This is a genomic window from Pseudomonas sp. HS6-2, assembly GCF_049325675.2.
In the GTDB taxonomy this organism is placed as follows: domain Bacteria; phylum Pseudomonadota; class Gammaproteobacteria; order Pseudomonadales; family Pseudomonadaceae; genus Aquipseudomonas; species Aquipseudomonas putida_N.
The window spans coordinates 2,602,578-2,620,142 of sequence record NZ_CM143906.1 but is presented as its reverse complement, the minus strand read 5'-3'; the positions used below and the strand labels follow the sequence as shown (position 1 = coordinate 2,620,142).

General features: G+C 62.7%; 20 protein-coding genes. 5 read left to right on the top strand and 15 right to left on the bottom strand.

What is annotated here, in order from left to right:
- Position 1: 1 nt before the first annotated feature.
- The gene (locus ACOKS3_RS12340) at positions 2-1,186 is read left to right on the top strand and encodes an acetyl-CoA C-acyltransferase (protein ID WP_103446982.1); all 1,185 of its coding nucleotides are present in this window, start codon (positions 2-4) and stop codon (positions 1,184-1,186) included.
- Positions 1,187-1,221: 35 nt separating this feature from the next.
- Here ACOKS3_RS12340 and hutH read toward each other — a convergent pair whose 3' ends face one another.
- The 4 genes from hutH to ACOKS3_RS12320 form a co-directional block, all read right to left on the bottom strand.
- A complete protein-coding gene (gene hutH, locus ACOKS3_RS12335; RefSeq protein ID WP_422763090.1) occupies positions 1,222-2,745 on the bottom strand; it encodes a histidine ammonia-lyase in 1,524 nt (507 codons plus the stop codon).
- 12 nt (positions 2,746-2,757) lie between these two features.
- Positions 2,758-3,576, bottom strand: coding sequence for a quaternary amine ABC transporter ATP-binding protein (locus tag ACOKS3_RS12330; RefSeq protein ID WP_374755314.1), 819 nt, complete (start codon positions 3,574-3,576; stop codon positions 2,758-2,760).
- A gap of 11 nt (positions 3,577-3,587) precedes the next feature.
- Positions 3,588-4,439: an ABC transporter permease gene (locus tag ACOKS3_RS12325; protein ID WP_103446979.1), complete on the bottom strand. Its 852-nt coding sequence runs from the start codon at positions 4,437-4,439 to the stop codon at positions 3,588-3,590.
- 75 nt (positions 4,440-4,514) lie between these two features.
- Complete coding sequence (locus ACOKS3_RS12320) at positions 4,515-5,483, bottom strand: ABC transporter substrate-binding protein (protein WP_103446978.1); 969 nt, start codon at positions 5,481-5,483, stop codon at positions 4,515-4,517.
- Between the two features lie 102 nt (positions 5,484-5,585).
- Between ACOKS3_RS12320 and ACOKS3_RS12315 the strand changes: the two genes are divergently transcribed.
- The 3 genes from ACOKS3_RS12315 (at position 5,586) to ACOKS3_RS12305 (ending at position 8,047) form a co-directional block, all read left to right on the top strand.
- Positions 5,586-6,500 carry a LysR family transcriptional regulator gene (locus ACOKS3_RS12315; RefSeq protein WP_103446977.1) on the top strand — a complete coding sequence of 305 codons (915 nt, stop codon included), beginning with the start codon at positions 5,586-5,588 and terminating at the stop codon, positions 6,498-6,500.
- 201 nt (positions 6,501-6,701) lie between these two features.
- Positions 6,702-7,397, top strand: coding sequence for a 3-oxoacid CoA-transferase subunit A (locus ACOKS3_RS12310; RefSeq protein WP_103446976.1), 696 nt, complete (start codon positions 6,702-6,704; stop codon positions 7,395-7,397).
- An 8-nt stretch (positions 7,398-7,405) separates the two neighbouring features.
- The gene (locus ACOKS3_RS12305) at positions 7,406-8,047 is read left to right on the top strand and encodes a 3-oxoacid CoA-transferase subunit B (protein WP_103446975.1); all 642 of its coding nucleotides are present in this window, start codon (positions 7,406-7,408) and stop codon (positions 8,045-8,047) included.
- 67 nt (positions 8,048-8,114) lie between these two features.
- Here the strand turns inward: ACOKS3_RS12305 and ACOKS3_RS12300 are convergent, their stop codons facing one another.
- The 8 genes from ACOKS3_RS12300 to ACOKS3_RS12265 form a co-directional block, all read right to left on the bottom strand.
- Positions 8,115-8,654 carry a cytochrome b gene (locus ACOKS3_RS12300; RefSeq protein ID WP_103446974.1) on the bottom strand — a complete coding sequence of 180 codons (540 nt, stop codon included), beginning with the start codon at positions 8,652-8,654 and terminating at the stop codon, positions 8,115-8,117.
- A 134-nt stretch (positions 8,655-8,788) separates the two neighbouring features.
- Complete coding sequence (locus tag ACOKS3_RS12295) at positions 8,789-10,153, bottom strand: sensor histidine kinase (protein ID WP_103446973.1); 1,365 nt, start codon at positions 10,151-10,153, stop codon at positions 8,789-8,791.
- On the bottom strand, positions 10,150-10,812 hold the full coding sequence (locus ACOKS3_RS12290) for a response regulator (RefSeq protein ID WP_103446972.1): 663 nt from the start codon (positions 10,810-10,812) through the stop codon (positions 10,150-10,152). The genes ACOKS3_RS12295 and ACOKS3_RS12290 overlap by 4 nt, the downstream gene beginning before the upstream one ends.
- A gap of 2 nt (positions 10,813-10,814) precedes the next feature.
- Positions 10,815-11,456 carry a tetratricopeptide repeat protein gene (locus ACOKS3_RS12285; RefSeq protein WP_103446971.1) on the bottom strand — a complete coding sequence of 214 codons (642 nt, stop codon included), beginning with the start codon at positions 11,454-11,456 and terminating at the stop codon, positions 10,815-10,817.
- Positions 11,453-12,259: an SDR family oxidoreductase gene (locus ACOKS3_RS12280; RefSeq protein WP_103446970.1), complete on the bottom strand. Its 807-nt coding sequence runs from the start codon at positions 12,257-12,259 to the stop codon at positions 11,453-11,455. Before ACOKS3_RS12280 ends, ACOKS3_RS12285 begins: the two co-directional genes overlap by 4 nt.
- A complete protein-coding gene (locus ACOKS3_RS12275; RefSeq protein ID WP_103446969.1) occupies positions 12,246-12,926 on the bottom strand; it encodes a TenA family transcriptional regulator in 681 nt (226 codons plus the stop codon). The genes ACOKS3_RS12280 and ACOKS3_RS12275 overlap by 14 nt, the downstream gene beginning before the upstream one ends.
- Before the next feature lie 8 nt (positions 12,927-12,934).
- Positions 12,935-14,398 (bottom strand): AMP-binding protein, encoded by a 1,464-nt coding sequence (locus ACOKS3_RS12270; protein ID WP_422763089.1) that lies wholly within the window; start codon positions 14,396-14,398, stop codon positions 12,935-12,937.
- Entirely contained in the window at positions 14,388-15,065 is a 678-nt protein-coding gene (locus tag ACOKS3_RS12265; protein WP_103446967.1) for a thermostable hemolysin, read from the bottom strand. The genes ACOKS3_RS12270 and ACOKS3_RS12265 overlap by 11 nt, the downstream gene beginning before the upstream one ends.
- A 249-nt stretch (positions 15,066-15,314) precedes the next feature.
- Between ACOKS3_RS12265 and ACOKS3_RS12260 the strand changes: the two genes are divergently transcribed.
- Positions 15,315-15,569: a hypothetical protein gene (locus ACOKS3_RS12260; RefSeq protein ID WP_146048972.1), complete on the top strand. Its 255-nt coding sequence runs from the start codon at positions 15,315-15,317 to the stop codon at positions 15,567-15,569.
- A gap of 103 nt (positions 15,570-15,672) precedes the next feature.
- Here the strand turns inward: ACOKS3_RS12260 and ACOKS3_RS12255 are convergent, their stop codons facing one another.
- From ACOKS3_RS12255 to ACOKS3_RS12245, 3 genes are all read right to left on the bottom strand, one after another.
- A complete protein-coding gene (locus ACOKS3_RS12255) occupies positions 15,673-16,101 on the bottom strand; it encodes a DUF6691 family protein (RefSeq protein WP_103446966.1) in 429 nt (142 codons plus the stop codon).
- A 1-nt stretch (position 16,102) separates the two neighbouring features.
- Positions 16,103-16,540 (bottom strand): YeeE/YedE family protein, encoded by a 438-nt coding sequence (locus ACOKS3_RS12250; protein ID WP_103446965.1) that lies wholly within the window; start codon positions 16,538-16,540, stop codon positions 16,103-16,105.
- Between the two features lie 93 nt (positions 16,541-16,633).
- Entirely contained in the window at positions 16,634-17,512 is an 879-nt protein-coding gene (locus ACOKS3_RS12245; RefSeq protein ID WP_422763087.1) for a universal stress protein, read from the bottom strand.
- Positions 17,513-17,565: the final 53 nt, after the last annotated feature.

The following is a 17,565-nucleotide window of genomic DNA, read 5'->3' as shown; positions in this document are numbered from 1 at the left end:
CATGAAAGAAGCTGTCATTCTGTCCACCGCCCGCACCCCGATCGGCAAGGCTTTTCGCGGCGCGCTGAACAACACCCGCTCGCCGAGCCTGGCCGCGTACGCCATCCAGGCGGCGGTGGCCCGCGCCGGCATCGAGGCGGACGAAATCGAGGACCTGGTGATGGGCACCGCGATGCCCTCCGGCACCGCCGGCTGGAATCTGGGCCGCATGAGTGCACTGGCCGCCGGCCTGCCGGTGTCGGTCAGCGGCCAGACCCTGGACCGTCAGTGCGCCTCCGGGCTGATGGCGATCGCCACGGCTGCCAAGCAGATCATCGTCGATGGCATGCAGGCGACCATCGGCGCCGGCCAGGAAAACATCAGTGCGGTGCAGGCGCGCAATCTGGAATGGGCGCTAGGCGAGCAGGACAGCAACGTGATCCAGCGCGTGCCCCATGCCTACATGCCGATGCTGCAGACCGCCGAGCATGTGGCCAGGCGCTACGGCATCAGCCGTGACGCCCAGGACGCCTACGCCCTGCAGTCGCAGCTGCGCACCGCCCTTGCCCAACGCGACGGGTTGTTCGAGGCCGAGATCGTGCCGGTGACCGCCCAGCAACTGATCAAGGACAAGCAGACCGGCGAGGTCAGCTACCGCGAGGTGATCCTGGCCCAGGACGAAGGCAATCGCCCCCAGACCCGCCTGGAAGACCTGACCGGCTTGAAGCCGGTGCTCGAAGGCGGCTGCATCACTGCGGGCAACGCCAGCCAGCTGTCCGACGGCGCCAGTGCCTGCGTGCTGATGGACGCGCGCCTGGCCGAGCAACGCAACCTGCAGCCCATTGGCCTGTACCGGGGCATCGCGGTGGCCGGCCTGGCCCCGGAGGAAATGGGCATCGGCCCGGTGTACGCCGTGCCGCGCCTGCTCAAGGAGCATGGGTTGAAGGTAGACGACATCGGCCTGTGGGAACTCAACGAAGCCTTCGCCTGCCAGGTGCTGTACTGCCGCGACACGCTGGGCATCGACCCGATGCGGCTGAACGTCAACGGCGGCGCCATCGCCATCGGCCACCCCTACGGCATGAGCGGCGCACGGATGGTCGGGCATGCCTTGCTCGAAGGCAAACGCCGCGGGGTGCGCTACGTGGTGGTGACCATGTGCGTGGGCGGTGGCATGGGCGCCGCCGGCCTGTTCGAAGTGCTCTGAGACGAGAGCCGACTCCATGAGCGCGCCGCTTGTGGTCATAGCAAGTCGGGGAATGCTGAGCCAAGCAGGTCGGGGTCTTTCAACAGCGCTGCACTGCTTTCGATGTCCGGGGCCAGCCAACGGTCCTGGGCATAAGCGGGGACCCGTTCGCGCAACAACCGCCAGGCAACCCCGGTACCGGCGCCGAAGCGCTGCTCCTTGAGGAACTCGAATGCCTGGGCCGCCAACAGGTATTCGATGGCGAGGATCTGCGTGCAATTCTCCAGGGCGCGGTGCAGCTTCAAGCCGGCATTGGTGCCCATGCTCAGGTGATCCTCCTGCAGGCCGGAGGTGACGTAGTTGTCGATAACGGCCGGTTGAGCCAACTGGCGGTTTTCCGCACACAGTGACGCGGCCACGTACTGGACGATCATCATGCCCGAATTCACCCCCGGCTGGCTGACCAGGAACGCCGGCAAGCCGCTGACCAACGGGTTGATCAGGCGATCCAGGCGACGCTCGGCAATCGCCCCGATCTCGGCCACCGCGATGGCCAGCAAGTCGGCCGCCATGGCCACCGACTGGCCGTGGGGATTGGCCTGGGACACCACCCGGTACGACGCGGGTGTACCCAGCAACATCGGGTTGTCGGTCGTCGAGTTGAGCTCGGTTTCGATCTGCCGCGCCGCGTGTGCCAACTGATCACGCGCGGCGCCATGAACCTGCGGAATCGAGCGAATGCTCAAGGCGTCCTGGGTGCGAATGCCATGGCTGCTGGCAATGATTTCACTGCCGTCGAGCAGGCGCCGCAAGTTGCTGCCCACGCGCTGCATGCCGGGGTGCGGTTTCATCGCGATGATTTCAGGGTCGAAGGCATCGAGCTGGCCACGCAGGGCCTCGAAGCTCATGGCGCCGATCACGTCCGCCCACTGGCTCAAGCGCGTGGCGTCGTCTAGGGACAGGCAGCTCAGGCCGGTCATGCACGGGGTGCCGTTGACCAGGCACAGCCCGTCCTTGGCACCCAGCTTGACCGGTGCCAGGCCAACCTCGTCCAGGGCTTGCTGCGCCGGCATGATCTCGCCGCGATAGCTGACTTGGCCGACACCCAGCAAGCTGATGCTGATATGGGCCATGTGGGTCAGGTAGCCCACCGACCCCTGCTTCGGCACCTGCGGCGTGATGTGCCGGTTGAGCAGGGTCAGCAGCGCCTCGACCACCTTGCGCTGAAGGCCGGATCGGCCCTGGCAGAAATTGATGATCGCCGCGCAGATGATCGCCCGGGTCTGTTCGTCCGACAGCGCGGCCCCCACGCCGCAGGCATGACTGAGCAAGGTATTGCGCGACAGCTGGCTGAGTTGTTCGTCCTGCAGCGAGACATTGCACAAGGCGCCCAGCCCGGTGTTGACGCCATAGGCGCGTTCGCCACTGGCAACAATGCGCTGGACGATCGCCTGGGCGTTGTCGATCCGCGCCCAGGCCGATGGCGCCAGCTCAAGCTTTGCCCCGTGCCGCGCTACGGCCACCACGTCCTGCCAGCGAACGGGGGTATCGGCGATGATGATTTTTTCGGCAAACGACATACACGCGGTTCCTTAATGCGAAGCTACGCGGCGCTGCACGAATCGATCGACGTAGTCGTCCGCAGGCTGGTAGAGGATTTCCTTCGGCGTGCCGACCTGGATCAGGCGACCGTCCTTGAGAATGGCGATTCGGTTGCCGATGCGCACCGCTTCGTCCAGGTCGTGGGTGATGAAGACGATGGTCTTGTGCAGGGTCTTTTGCAGTTCCAGCAACTGGTCCTGCATTTCGGCGCGGATCAACGGGTCGAGCGCACTGAAGGCTTCGTCCATCAGGATGATGTCGGTGTCGGCCGCCAGGGCGCGGGCGAGGCCAACGCGCTGGCGCATGCCGCCCGACAACTGGTGCGGGTACGATTTTTCGTAACCCTTGAGGCCCACGGTGGCGATCCAGTGCAGGGCGCGCTCGGTGCAGGTGGCCTTGCTCTCGCCACGGACTTTCAAGCCATAGGCGACGTTGTCCAGCACGGTGCGGTGCGGCAACAGGCCGAAGCTCTGGAACACCATGCTGATCTTGTGCCGGCGGAATTCGCGCAGGGCGTTCATGTCGTACTGCAGGATGTCTTCGCCATCGACCAGGATCTCGCCGCTGGTCGGATCGATCAGGCGGTTGAAGTGACGCACCAAGGTCGACTTGCCCGAGCCCGACAGGCCCATGATCACGAAGATCTCACCGCTGCCGATGGACAACGAAAGGTCGTTGACCCCGACCACGCAGCCGGTTTCGGCCAGCACCTGATCCTTGGGTTTTTTCTCGCGGATCAGCTTCAGGGCATCCTCGGCGCGCGCCCCGAAAATCTTGTAGACGTTCTTGACTTCGATCTTGTTCATCATCTGCTTGGCGCTCATTTGCCCACCCCATGCCGTGGCCGGCCATAGGCCTGGGTAATGCGGTCGATCACAACCGCCAGAATCACGATGGCCAAGCCCGCTTCGAGGCCGCGGCCCACGTTCAGGGTCTGGATGCCGACCAGCACGTCTTCACCCAGGCCACGGGCACCGATCATCGAGGCGATGACCACCATCGACAGGGCCATCATGGTGGTCTGGTTGATACCGGCCATGATGCTCGGCAACGCCAGTGGCAGCTGCACGCCGAACAGTTGTTGCAGGCGATTGGCACCAAAGGCATTGATCGCCTCCATGACCTCGCCGTCCACCTGGCGAATGCCCAGGTCGGTCAGGCGAATCAGCGGCGGCGCAGCATAGATGACGGTGGCAAAGATCGCCGGCACCTTGCCCAGGCCGAACAGCATCAGCACCGGAATCAGGTACACGAAGCTGGGCATGGTCTGCATGATGTCGAGCAGCGGCATCAACACCGCCCGCAGGCGATCGTTGCGCGCCGACAGGATGCCCAGCGGAATCCCGACCAGCACCGATATCAGCGTGGCCACCAGCATCAGTGCCAGGGTCTGCATCAGCTTGTCCCAGAGCCCTACCGCCCCGACCAGGAACAGCAAGCCGACGATCACCGCCGTGGGTACGATCTTGCGGGTGGCGTGCCAGGCAATACCACCGACGACAGCCAGCATCAGCCACCAGGGGGTTGCGCGCAGCAGGCCTTCTAGGTTGACGATGGCCCACAGCAGGGTGTCGGAAATGTGCCGGAACACGTCACCGTAGTTGGTGACCAATGCGTCGACCCAACCATTGACCCAGTCGGCAATGGAAAACGTAAAGTTCTTGGGAAACATGAAGTTCTCTCGAGCAAGTGCTTGAAGCGGACTGCTGTATGGCGTGCCCGGCAGCCGCCGGACCCGCTCACACCCTCAGAGTGCCGCGTCTACCTTTTTGGCTGCGTCTTCGCTGACCCAGCTGTGCCAGACTTCGGGGTGCTCCTTGAGGAACAGCTTGGCCAGCTCTGGCGACTCGATACGCTCCTTGCTCATGCGCCCCAGGTTCTGGTTCAGCAGGTCGATCGGCAGGTTGACCTTTTCCAGCACCGCCACCAGCTCCGGCGCTTGCTCGTGGAAGGTCTTCGATACGCCCACCTTGATGGTCACGGACTTGTCCACGCCGGGTTTCTCGTCCAGCTTGACCAGGTCGGCCTGACCCATCAGCGGGGTTGGCGACCAGTAGTAGAAGAGGATCGGCTCGCCACGCTTGTAGCTCGACAGCACGGCGGCATCCAGTGCCGGGCCGGTGCCCGGGCGGAAGTTGGTGTAGGTGTTTTCCAGGCCGTAGCGCTTGAGCATTTCGCTGTTGTCCAGCTCGCAGGTCCAGCCAGCCGGGCAGTTATAGAAGCGGCCCTTGTCCGGTTCCTCCGGATCCTTGAACACCTGAGCGTATTGGCCCAGGTCGGCGATGTTCTTGAGGTTCGGTGCCTTGGCTTCGAGCTTGCGCTTGGCATCGCCTTCGATCACATAGCGCGGTACGTACCAGCCTTCGACCGCGCCGACCACCGGCGAGCCGACGCCGACGACCTTGCCGGCAGCCGCCGCCTTGTTCCAGACCTCGCTGCGCCCTACCCACTCTTCGGCAAACACCTGGATATCGTTGCTGCTCAGGGCGTTTTCCATGGAAATGGAGTTGCCCGGCAGGCTGTCGGTTTCGCAGCCATAGCCATTTTTCAGTACGAACTGCATCACATCCGTGAGCAGCATCCCGCTTTCCCAGTTCAAACCGGCGAATTTCACCGGCTTGCCAGACTCGCACCAACCGGCCGCCTGGCTGGCGCCAGCGGACGCCAGCAGCCCGAAAGAAAGAGTCGTGGTCAGCAGAGCCTTTGTAATTGTCATTGTGACGCTCCCAAACATGATGATCACTGCGCAGGAGAAATATTTCACAACAAAAAAAAAGGATAAAATAATAAGTCCTGATGCATCACAACGGAAAAACCTATGAAGTTCACCCTGCGACAACTTCGCTATGCACTCGCAGCGGCCAAGCACGGCAATCTGACCACTGCCGCCATGGAGCTTCATGTTTCACAACCATCCATCTCGGCCGCCATCACCGAGCTGGAGGAGGTATTGGGGCAAGCGATTTTCATCCGCCAACGGGGCCTGGGCATATCGCTGACCCCGTTCGGGCGTACCGTCATGGTCCAGGCCCGGCGCGTGCTGGCAGAGGCTCAGACCTTTGCCGAAATCCACGCCAATGCCGGCGAGTGCGTCGGCGAACTGGTGGTCGGCTGCTTTGAGGACCTGGCGCCCTACTGCCTGCCGCAAATCGTGCGGCGGATGCAGGAGTCCTGCCCAAGGGTCACCGTCGACATGCGCGATGGCAGCTTCGATTACGTGGGCAAGCGCCTCAGTGAAGGGGCGATCGAATTGGCAATCACCTACGACCTGGGTTTGCCGCCGAATACGCAAACCACCGAGCTGTGCCAGCTGACCGCTCAGGTACTGCTGGCGGCCGATCACCCGTTGGCCAAGGAGCCGCGTGTCAGCCTCAAGGCGCTGGCCGAATACACCCTGGTGGTCACCGATCAGGCGCAAAGCTGGCAGCATGTGCTGGACCTGTTCAGCTTTTACGACCTTTCACCCGCCGTTGTGCACCGTGTGCGTACCTTCGAATTGCAGCGCAGCCTGGTCGCCAATGGCTTTGGCGTGGCGCTGATCTACACCCGGCCATTTGGTGATCGCAGTTACGATGGACAAGCGCTGGTCTGTCGCCCGACCGAGGAAAAACTGCCAACCCACAGCATCGTCCTGGCCCACGACCAGCGCTATCCGCTGACGCCTTCGGCTGAAGCGTTCAAGGCGTTGGCGGTGGCTTGGTTCGCGGAACGACCGTCGTTTGCATCCGAGTAAACGCCCGTCATCCGGGCCGGTCATAAATCGCACAATTGTTCGGTAATCGCACAAATTCCTCTCCACCCTCTCTACTGTTGCACTGTATTGCGGCACGCTATGGACAAGTCAGCACACAACGCCAACGCGCTGAATGGCCCCACCGCGTCAACACGCGGCCAGGTCGACAATCCATACTCCAGGAAGAACCAGGAGCTCGCTGTGATCAATAAAACGTTTGAGTCCATCGCCAGCGCGGTGGAAGGGATAACCGACGGTTCGACCATCATGGTCGGTGGCTTCGGCACCGCCGGGATGCCGTCCGAACTCATCGATGGCCTGATCGCCACCGGTGCCCGCGACCTGACCATCATCAGCAACAACGCCGGCAACGGCGAGATCGGCCTGGCCGCCCTGCTGATGGCCGGCAGCGTGCGCAAGGTCATCTGTTCCTTCCCGCGCCAGTCTGACTCCTACGTCTTCGACGAACTGTACCGCGCCGGCAAGATCGAGCTGGAAGTGGTACCGCAAGGCAACCTGGCCGAACGTATCCGCGCAGCGGGGTCGGGCATCGGTGCGTTCTTCTCGCCGACCGGCTACGGCACCCTGCTGGCCGAAGGCAAGGAAACCCGTGAGATCGACGGCCGCCAGTACGTGCTGGAAATGCCGCTGCACGCCGACTTCGCGCTGATCAAGGCGCACAAGGGTGACCGTTGGGGCAACCTGGTGTACCGCAAGGCCGCGCGCAACTTCGGCCCGATCATGGCCATGGCGGCCAAGACCGCCATCGCCCAGGTCGACCAGATCGTCGAGCTCGGTGAACTGGACCCGGAACACATCATCACCCCGGGTATTTTCGTCCAGCGTGTGGTCGCCGTTTCGGGCGCTGCCGCTTCTTCGATCGCCAAAGCTGTCTGAGGCCTGCCATGACCATCACCAAAAAGCTCTCCCGCACCGAGATGGCCCAGCGCGTGGCCGCAGACATCCAGGAAGGCGCGTACGTCAACCTGGGCATCGGCGCCCCGACCCTGGTGGCCAACTACCTGGGCGACAAGGAAGTGTTCCTGCACAGCGAGAACGGCCTGCTGGGCATGGGCCCAAGCCCGGCACCGGGCGAGGAAGACGATGACCTGATCAACGCCGGCAAGCAGCACGTGACCCTGCTCACCGGAGGGGCCTTCTTCCACCACGCCGACTCGTTCTCGATGATGCGTGGCGGCCACCTGGACATCGCCGTACTGGGCGCCTTCCAGGTATCGGTCAAGGGCGACCTGGCCAACTGGCACACCGGCGCCGAAGGTTCGATCCCCGCCGTGGGCGGTGCGATGGACCTGGCCACCGGCGCCCGCCAGGTGTTCGTGATGATGGACCACCTGACCAAGTCGGGCGAAAGCAAGCTGGTACCCGAGTGCACCTACCCGCTGACCGGCATCGGTTGCGTCAGCCGCATCTACACCGACCTGGCCGTGCTGGAAGTGACCACCGATGGCCTGAAAGTGGTAGAGATCTGCGCGGACATCGACTTTGAGGAGCTGCAGAAGCTCAGTGGCGTGCCGCTGATCAAGTGAGCCACAACACCTGACCGTATGCGGCCGCAAGGCCGCATACGGTCCCTGCGACAGCCCGCGAGCATATTTACCCCGGCAACATACGCTTGAGGGTGTTGTCCTTGATCCAATAGTGATGCAACAGGCCTGCACAAGCATGCAGCCCGATCAGTGCATAGCCGGCATTGCCAACCAGCTCATGCCAGTCCTTCAGCGTCCTCGCCAGCGCGGGATCCACGGACAACGGCGAAGGCAGGTTGATGCCCCAATAAGGCAGGGGTTTGCCTGCAGCAGCCAGCATCAACCAAGCCAAAAGCGGCGTAGCGATCATCAAGCCATAGAGTGCCAAGTGAGTGACGCTGGCCATCGCCGCCTGCCAGACGGGAGGCTTGGGCACAATGGGTGGTCGAGGAATGAGCCGCCCCAGCAGGCGCACCCAGACCAGCACGAATACAGCAATCCCCAGCATTGCGTGGCCACCCAGCAGGGGAGCTTTGAGCGCGTGCCCCTTGGGTAACGCCCCGCGCAGTTCGACACAGGCATAAACGCCGACGAACAGAATGACCATGCTCCAATGCATGATGATGGACAGGCGACCATAGCGGTCAACTCTTGATGCGCGCTGCATATCCATGACCTCAGATAACTGAAAGAGATATCCGTTGCCATGAGACTTCAATGAGCAGGCCACTGCCGGCAACCGGACAGCGCCAAGTTGCCAACTCAAGCTTAAGGAAGTCTGAAGTGAGACAGACGGTTGCCTCAGGCCAGAGGCAACGACAGGGTGGCTGCCAATCCACCACTGACTCGGTTCTCGAGATGCACCCGCCCGCCAAGACGGTCAATGATGGTAGCCACGATGGACAACCCCAGGCCGGCACCATTAGGGCTGTTACGGCTGTAGAAACGTTCGAATACGCGTGATAGCTCAGCTGCTTCGATACCCGGCCCCTCATCCTCGACAATCAGCTCGAAACGCTTTTCCAGGCGCCTGAGCAGCACCGTGATGCGCCCTCCCGGGGGCGAATGCTCTACCGCGTTGGAAACCAGGTTCTGCAGCGCAATCGTCAACGCACCGGCATCAATGGCCAGATGGTGGTCTCCCTCGCCAATATCCAGCGAAGGCTCAAGGCCACGGTCGAGTATCCACGGAGTCAGTTCGGCCAAGGTGTCGGTGACGACCTGGGCCAGGTCGACCTGGGCAGTAGCGCGTTGCCCTAGCCGAGGCTCGACACGGGCCAGTGTCAGCAGCTGATTGACCACCCGGGTCAGCCGATCGACGCCGCTAATGAGAAAACCCAGTGCCTTGTGGCGCTCGGCCTCGTGACTGGCTTCCAGCGCGTTCTGTGCGTGCAATCGCAGCACTGCCAGCGGTGTGCGCATCTCATGGGCGGCATCGGCAATGAAACGATGCTCACGCCGCAGCAAGTCCTCGATCTGCGCCAACAGGCGGTTGATGGCTGCCTGCATGGGCTCAAGCTCTGAGGGCAGCGGTACCAACTGCAGCGGCTCCAGCGAATCGGCGTGCCGCCCGCGGATGACATTGGCCATGTTCTGCAACGGCCGCAGCCCCCAACCGATGGCCGCCCAGACCAACAGCACCAAGGCCAGGCTACCGAGCAGGAACGGGAACAAGGTGTGGCGAACAATCCGGTCTATCAAGTCGTAACGGACATCGTCACGCTCGCCGACCCAGATCACCCAGTTTTTCTCCGGCACCGGCAAAACGAAGCCACGCCATTGCTTGTCGCCGCTTGAAAAGTCGTAGAAACCTGGGGTACTGGGCAACGGATCAAGCCTGGGTGCACTCGGTGTATGCACCAGTAGCACACCACCCTCCCCCCAGACTTGAAACGCCAGCTTGCTTTCGTAAGGGTGCCCAACCCGGTGACGACCAGCCTGCCCCAGTGCTGCGTCGAATGCACGGTACATGGCATCGCGGGCCCCCTCCTGCACAGGCATGCTCAAGACACCCTGCAGCAAACGCGCGTTCTGGGCGAGGTGCGCGTCATACACCTCGTTAATCTCATGGCGGCTGTCGTGGTAGTTGTAGAGCACCAGCAGGCCAGTGCCAACCAACATCAACAACATGACCCGCCACAGGGTGCGTTGACGCAGCGAGCTCATGCCTTGACCTCGACCAGGTAGCCAATGCCGCGGACCGTGCGAATCAGGCCATTGAAGAGTTTCTTGCGCAAGTGGTAGATGTTCACCTCCAGCGTATTGCTCTCGGGCTCCTCATCCCAGCCATAGAGCAGCTGGGTCAGGCGTTCACGGGTGAATACCTTGCCGGGTTGTGCCAGCAACTCATGCAACAGTCGGTATTCCTTGGGGGTCAGAATGACTTCGAGGCCGTTGTAGCGTACTTGCTGGGTGGCAGGATCGAGGCTGACACCGGCATGTTCGATCAGCACCGTCGCACGCCCGGCGCTTCGTCGCAGCAGGGCACGCAATCGGGCCTTCAATTCGTTGAGGTCGAAAGGCTTCACCAGATAATCATCAGCACCGGCATCCAGACCGCTGATGCGATCATCGAGGGCATCCCGCGCGGTGAGGATCAACACCGGCAGGCTGTTGCCCCCGGCCCTCACGCGCCGCAACACTTCGATACCATCCAGGCGGGGCAAGCCGAGATCCAGGATCACCAGGTCGAACGCCTCATGCTGCAACGCATGCAAGCCACTCACGCCATCACGCAGCCAGTCGAGCGTATAGCCCGCCTGACGCAAGCCGTCGCAGATACCTTCACCCAGCGCGATATCGTCCTCAACCAGCAGCAGCCGCATGTTCAGTCCTGTTTGTCCTTGATGGCCTTGAGTAAAGCATCGATATCGGAGCGACGTCCCTGGTCTGCGAGTTCACGCCCGGGCCGTGGCGGCGCCTGCAAGGCTTTCTGCAAGGCGGCGGTGGCTTCAGGGTAGCGCTTTTGCCGATACAGATGATCGGCCCAGAAGTAGTTGCTGTCGATGCCGTTGGGGTTGATCTGCAGGGCTTTGCGCAGCATTTTGTCGGCCATTTCAGTGTCTCCAAAACCGATCGGCCAGCCTGGCACCTGGTCGTAGAGCGTGCCCAAACTGGTGTAGGCCGAACCTTGCAGGGCGTTGGGGTCCAACTTCATGGCCTGCTCCAGGCTGGCTTTGGCGGCCTTGACCTTGCCCAGCGCGCCAAGGCCACCAACGGCACCCGCCCAGCTGCTGTGGATGATGCCCTCCCAGATCAACGGCTCAGGCGTGCCGGGGTACTGATGAACGAAGGCAGTGGCATCGCTGGCCAGCTTTTCAAATGCGTCGGCGCGTTTTTCCTTGGGCAACTGGTACTGGATCTGCGCCCAGCGCTGTTGCAGATCGCTCAGGTGTTGCGTGCCTGCCGGGTCCAGTGCCCAGCTGAAGGGGGCGAATGCCAGTAAGCTGGCGATCAACAGACGCTTCATTTGCTCGACTCCTTGGAATGGCTACCGATGTAGCGGCGAATAACAGGCAGTTGCTTGCGCAGCGCACGGTCGACCACACCCGGCAACATGCCATTGATGCGCACGAAGAGTTTCTCTGGCCAACCCAGGTAGAGTTCGCTGCGCTCTGACTGCACGGCCTGGAGCACCGCGCGGGCGACGTCGGCGGGATCGTCCATGCCGACTTTCAGCGCCTGATTGAGCGCCGTCGCGGCGCTGCTGTTCATGGCTGTGCGGGTGGCCCGCGGCGCGGCATACAGCACATTCACCGTGGTGTCGGCCAACTCGCGCCGCAGCGCTTCGGAGAACCCCCGCAGGGCGAATTTGCTGGCGCAATAGCTGGCGTAACCAGGGTAACCAATCGAGCCATAGGTGGACCCGACATTGACCACCAGCGCCTTGGGTTGCTCGCGCAACAGCGGCAGGCAGGCGCGGGTCAACTGCAGTGGCGCCTTGAGGTTGATGTCCAGCAACTCGTCCAGGGCGTGCTCGTCCAGCTGATCGAGCAAGGCGAACCGGTTCACGCCAGCGGCGTTGATCAGCACATTGACCCCTCCCATCTCACGGGCCCGACTGATGACCTGCTCACGACCGTGCGGGGTGCGCAGGTCAGCCGTCTGCCAACGCAAGCGATCCGGATAGCGGTTCATCAGGCCCGCCAGCTTGCCCAGGTGCCGGCTCACCGCCAGCACCCTGGCCCCGGCTGCGCAAAGCTGCTCTGCCAGTTCCAGCCCAATACCGCCACTGGCACCGGTCAGCACAACCACCGACTCAGACAAGCGCATGTTGCACCTCCGCGTGGCCCGCACGCGGCAAGCCTTCGAACATGTCGGTGTACAACCGGTACACCACCTTGGCGGCGTGTATCACCGCCTGATGGTCATCGACCTCCTCCAGTCGGTCCATCAGCCGCTTGTAGGTAACCATGTGCTCCTGGTCCAGCGCGCCGTGGGAGCTCAGGTAGCTGAACGCGCTGTCCGGCAGCCCCAGGCTGCTCTGAATGGAACCGGCGGCATGGGTGGCCAGGGCGATGCTGGTGCCCTCGAGGACGTTGACCATGCCGAACAGCCCCACCGGATTTCCCCGGGCGATGAGGTCGTACAGGTAGGCGACCATCAGCTCGATCGGCAATGCCGGCCGGCCGTCACGCACCGCCTCCCAGTCACCGCCGCAGGCCTTGATATCGTTGAGGATCCACTGCTCGTGGCCGTATTCCTCCTCGATGTACTCGCAGACGGCGCCGCGCAACCATTCCAGGCGCGAGGGCAAACGCGCGCCGCAGGCCATCATCAGTGGCACGGTGTGGCGCACATGGTAGTAGGCCTGGGTCAGGAAGGCGATATAGCTATCCCGGCTGACCTGGCCGGCCAAGGCTTCACGAATCACCGGCACCGCGAACAGGACCTGGCGTTCGTGGCTGGTTTGCAACTGCAGGGTGTCGAAAAATGACATGACGAACCTCACAACAAAATGTCGGACAACAGGGTGTGATAACGCTGCAGGATCGCCTCACGTCGCGGGCGGCCATTGGCAGTCAGGGTGTCTTCGCCAGGCGTCAGTGGGCCTGGCAGGCGCCGCCAGGCATGCACTCTGGCGTAGTCGGGCAAGGTGGCATTGCTACGCTGCACGGCCTGCTCGATGGCCTCGTCGGTGGCCGCCGGATCAAGTGGCCAGAGCAATGCCAGGTTGCGCGCAAGCCCTTCGCCGTGCACGAACGCCTGGGCGATCACACCGCTCTGGGTCAGCTCGGCTTCCACCCATTCGGGATTGACGTTGCGACCAAAGCTGGTGATGAACTGGTGTTTCTTGCGCCCGTTCAGATACAGGTAACCGTCGTCGTCGAAGTAACCGAGGTCCCCCGTGGCCCACCAGGCCGACGAGGTGGGTAACTCCCCAAGGTAGCCAAGCAGAACGGAGCCGCTGACGAGCACTTCGCCGTCGTCGGCGATTCGCACCTGAACATGAGGCAACGGCCGGCCGACGCTGCCCCGGCGCATCGCCCCCGGGCGGTTGAGCGCCACTACCGAGGCACACTCCGACAACCCATAGCCTTCGAAAACAGGCAAGCCGATGGTCTCGGCCCGCGCCAGCAGTCCGGGCGATACCCGGGCCCCACCGACCGCGACGAAGCGTAGCGAGCCAACCCGCATCAGGCCCTGCTCGATCGCCGTGACCAGGCCCATCAACAGCTGTGGCACCAGGATCAGGCTCTGTGCGCCGCTCAAGGCGATGGCCCCGAGCAAGCGCTTGAAATCGACCTGGCTGGCGCCGCCCATACCCAGTTGCGCCTGTGGGTAGAGCAACACGCTGGCCCCTGCCATGAGTGCGGCGTAAACACCCAGGTTTTCCAGCAGTACGCCCAGCGGTAAAACTGCCAGGTAGCGCCGGGGTTCGGTAGGCCGGCTGGCCATCTCCAGTTCATGAGCGACGCGCAACATGGCATCGGCGCCCAGGCAAACGCCTTTGGGCGTGCCCGTGCTGCCAGAGGTATAGGTGACCTTGGCAGTGCCCTCAGGCAGCACCACCTGTGTTGCCAGATCGCGCGTCCAGAATGCCTCCTGCTGCACGAAGCCCAACTGGCTGAAAACGCCCTCCCAGGCATGCTGGCAAAGCAACAGGCTTGCGCCGCACTGCTCGATGCAGTGGTGCACCTGCGCCGTACTGAAGAACGTTGGCACGATCACGCAAGCTCGCTCCGAGACCAGTGCCGCGAGGTCCCATAACAGCAGTTCCGGACCATTATCCAGCGCCAGGATCAACACGCCGGCGCGTTGTTCGCTCAAGGCCTTGGCGCGCAGCCAGACCTCGGTCAGCAATTGCTTGTAGGTGAACCGCTCGTTGGCGCCTTCCACGGCCAGGGCATCACCGCGCTCACGGCCAAGGGCAAGCAGCAGCTGTTTGAAGCGTTCCAGTTCATGCGGCATGGCCGGCCTCCTCGTTCAGCGCAGGCAGCCCCAGGCGCCGGAACACACCTGCCGACTCCAGGCGCTCGAAGCCCTGGCGGATATCGCCGACGAACACTTGCGGATGCTGGTCGTAATAGCCACCCCAATGCTCAGCTGGCTCGTCCAGCCGGCTCGGATCGGCCCGCGCCACCACGGTCGGCACCAGGCCCAGGCGCTGGAAACTGTTGATCAGGGTTGAGGCCCCGGTGAACGCCACCCACCGCAGCTCTCGCGTAGCAAGCAGCCAGGTCACGGCGGTGATCATGACGCGGGCGCTTCCGGCACTGAGAGAGGCCAGATTGCCGACCTCAACCATACATTCGCGTGCCAACGTCACACCTGCTACCCGAGAAATCGCGCTTTCCAGGGGCTCATCCAGATAGCGCTCAAGAAACAACGGACCGCTGCTGGCCGTACGCATCCCAACCGCGGCGATCAGCCGCCCATGGCTGTCCCGCAGGGCCAGCAATTCCGGCAGGTAATGATGGACATCTGCATGGTGGACATTGGCAAAACACTGATGAATGAAATGTTCAAGTTCACCACGACCCTCATCGTCATGAACGTGCAGGGACAAGTGGGCGTGATGGTCAGCATGGGTGCCGATGGGCAATGGGAGCAGGCTGCTCCATAGGGTTTGATTCATAAAGCTCCCCCCGACTGGGTTGGTCAGGGCGAGTATCCGTGGCGAATCTGAAGGGAGTCTGAAGCTGAGTGAAAAGCGCCAGTTCACCTGAAGATGCTGTCGAATTAATGCGGTGATTTGATCAAAATCAAACGCAGGGTCCGCGCAACGCTCAATGTGCCTGTATGGAACCACTGCCTCGGAAAACCCGGCAGCTAATGGCAAGGAGCGGCTCTTCCACATCTGGATTCTTTCTGCGAGGTACGGTCCATGAAAAGCGCACGAAAACTGTTTGCCATGGCTTTGGCGGTGTCACTGGTAGCTCCAGGTTACCTGCTGGCCGCCACCGATACCGGTACCACGACACCACCGGCCGCATCCGCCTCGAAAGCAGGCAAAACCACCGGCCATGAAAGCTACAAGGAACACGAAAAGCATAAAAAACCCACGACGTCTCATGAAAAAAAACACATGACGCCGTCTCAAGGCAAGCCCAGCGACTCGGGCACCATGCCCGCCCAATAGCCTGTCCCCGCCAGCCGAAACCGCCCGCGCGCGCGTAACGCCCCGTGGGCGGCCTGGCACTTCAAAAAAGCGCTCAACTGGCTCGGCCTGGTCGCGGCGCGCTTTACACCTGGCGGCTTTTGCCGAGGACTTCCAGCCCGTTGAAAAGTGCCATGCCAGCCAGCATGGCGGCCACGAACAACCAGCCTTGCCAATAACCGCCGCCCAACAACACCAGGGCCGGTCCCGGGCACACCCCGGCAAGCCCCCAACCAATGCCGAAGGTCAGGCTGCCACCGACCAGCCGGCGATCAATGTCACGCCGGGCCGGCAACTGCATCGCGCCGCCGAACAAGGCCACAGGGTGCCGACGCGCCCAGGCCATGGGTAGCAAAGCCGCTCCGATGGCGCCCACCATGACCAGTGCCAGCGACGGGTCCCACTGCCCGGCGAGATCAAGAAACCCAAGTACTTTGGCGGGGTTCGCCATACCGGACAGCAACAAACCCATGCCGAACAGCAACCCTGCGATGAACGCGCTGATCCCGGTCATTTCATGCTCCTGAGTAAAGATGGCGAACCACGAATACGGTGGCAAAGCCGGCCGCCATGAAACACAACGTCGCCACCGCCGAGCGCGGGGATAGGCGAGACAGGCCGCACACCCCATGGCCACTGGTGCAGCCGCTGCCGTAGCGGGTACCCACGCCCACCAGAAGCCCCGCGACCACGAGCAACCAGGGGGCCGTACTGAAATGCACCGGGGGCATCGCTGAGAACACCCGCCACAGAAGTGGTGCGGCGATGATACCCAGCAAGAAGAACAGTTTTTCGCCTCGCCCTTCTCCCACGCGCTGCAACAGCGAGCCGAGCAGACCGCTGATACCGGCAATGCGCCCGTTCGCCACCACGAACAGCCCAGCGGCCAAGCCGATCAGTCCCCCACCTGCCAATGCCGACCACGGCGTGAAGGCAAACATATCTACAAACATCTCAGCGCCCCTCTCGAACCGAAGAATTGAACCGCTTCCATCTTAACGCTGTGCTTGGGTGACGGTTTCCGTGCAAAGGAAATAACCCGGCATTCAGCGGTAGGGTGTGGGCTTGATGGTCAGGATGCTGCATGGCGCATGACTGATAAGCCGCTCGGTGGTATCGCCGATCAGCTTGGCCCACCGCCTGGCCTGCACGGCACCGACCACCACCACATCGGCCCCCAACGTAGCGATATGGGACTTGATGACGCGCAACGGCGCACCTTCGCTGAAAAACCGATGGCTGTGGGCGATGCCATGGGCATCGGCCAACGCATCGAACGGCAACTGCAGTGATTCACGCACTTCGTCCGCCCAAGGGCCGGCGAGGTCTGGGTTGGCCAGCATGGCGATTGGCAGGTCGTAAGCCGAAAGTAGCTGCAGCTGGGCCTGGCATTGCTTCGCCAGTTGCTGACCGGCCACGACCAGCGCGTCATTGAGCGGCGAGGGTTGGGAGACATCCACCGCGACCAGCACGTTACCTGGCATGGTCGGGGCATCGGCCGGCACGAACATCAACGGCACCTCGCTCGCATGCAGCAACACCTGATCAAGCGAGGTCCGGGCCAGCTGATCGATCAGGGAACAGCCGGAGCAGCCCTTGATCACCAGGTCAGGCGCGTAGCGGGCAATGCAGGCCGGCACCAGGTCGCGGGGATCGGTGGTTTCCACGGCCTCGAAACCTGGGCGTGCTCCCCTCGTCAGCTGCTCGTCGAGCAACGCCTTGAGCTCTGTGTTGAAGTGCACGAAGGAAACGGAAGGCAGTGGGGTGGCCTGCAACTCGTGGCGCACACGCAGTTCGCCGGGTTCATGGATACCCAGCACGTGCAGGGCAGCACCAGACGCCGCAGCCAAGGCCATGGCCCGGGACAGTGCGGCATTGGCCTGGACCTCGGTCATGATCAGCAAAATCCGGCGATAGGGGTTCATCGGGCACCTCCAGGCGCGGCTGTTGGTTTGCGTATGCTTTTCATTATCGAAGC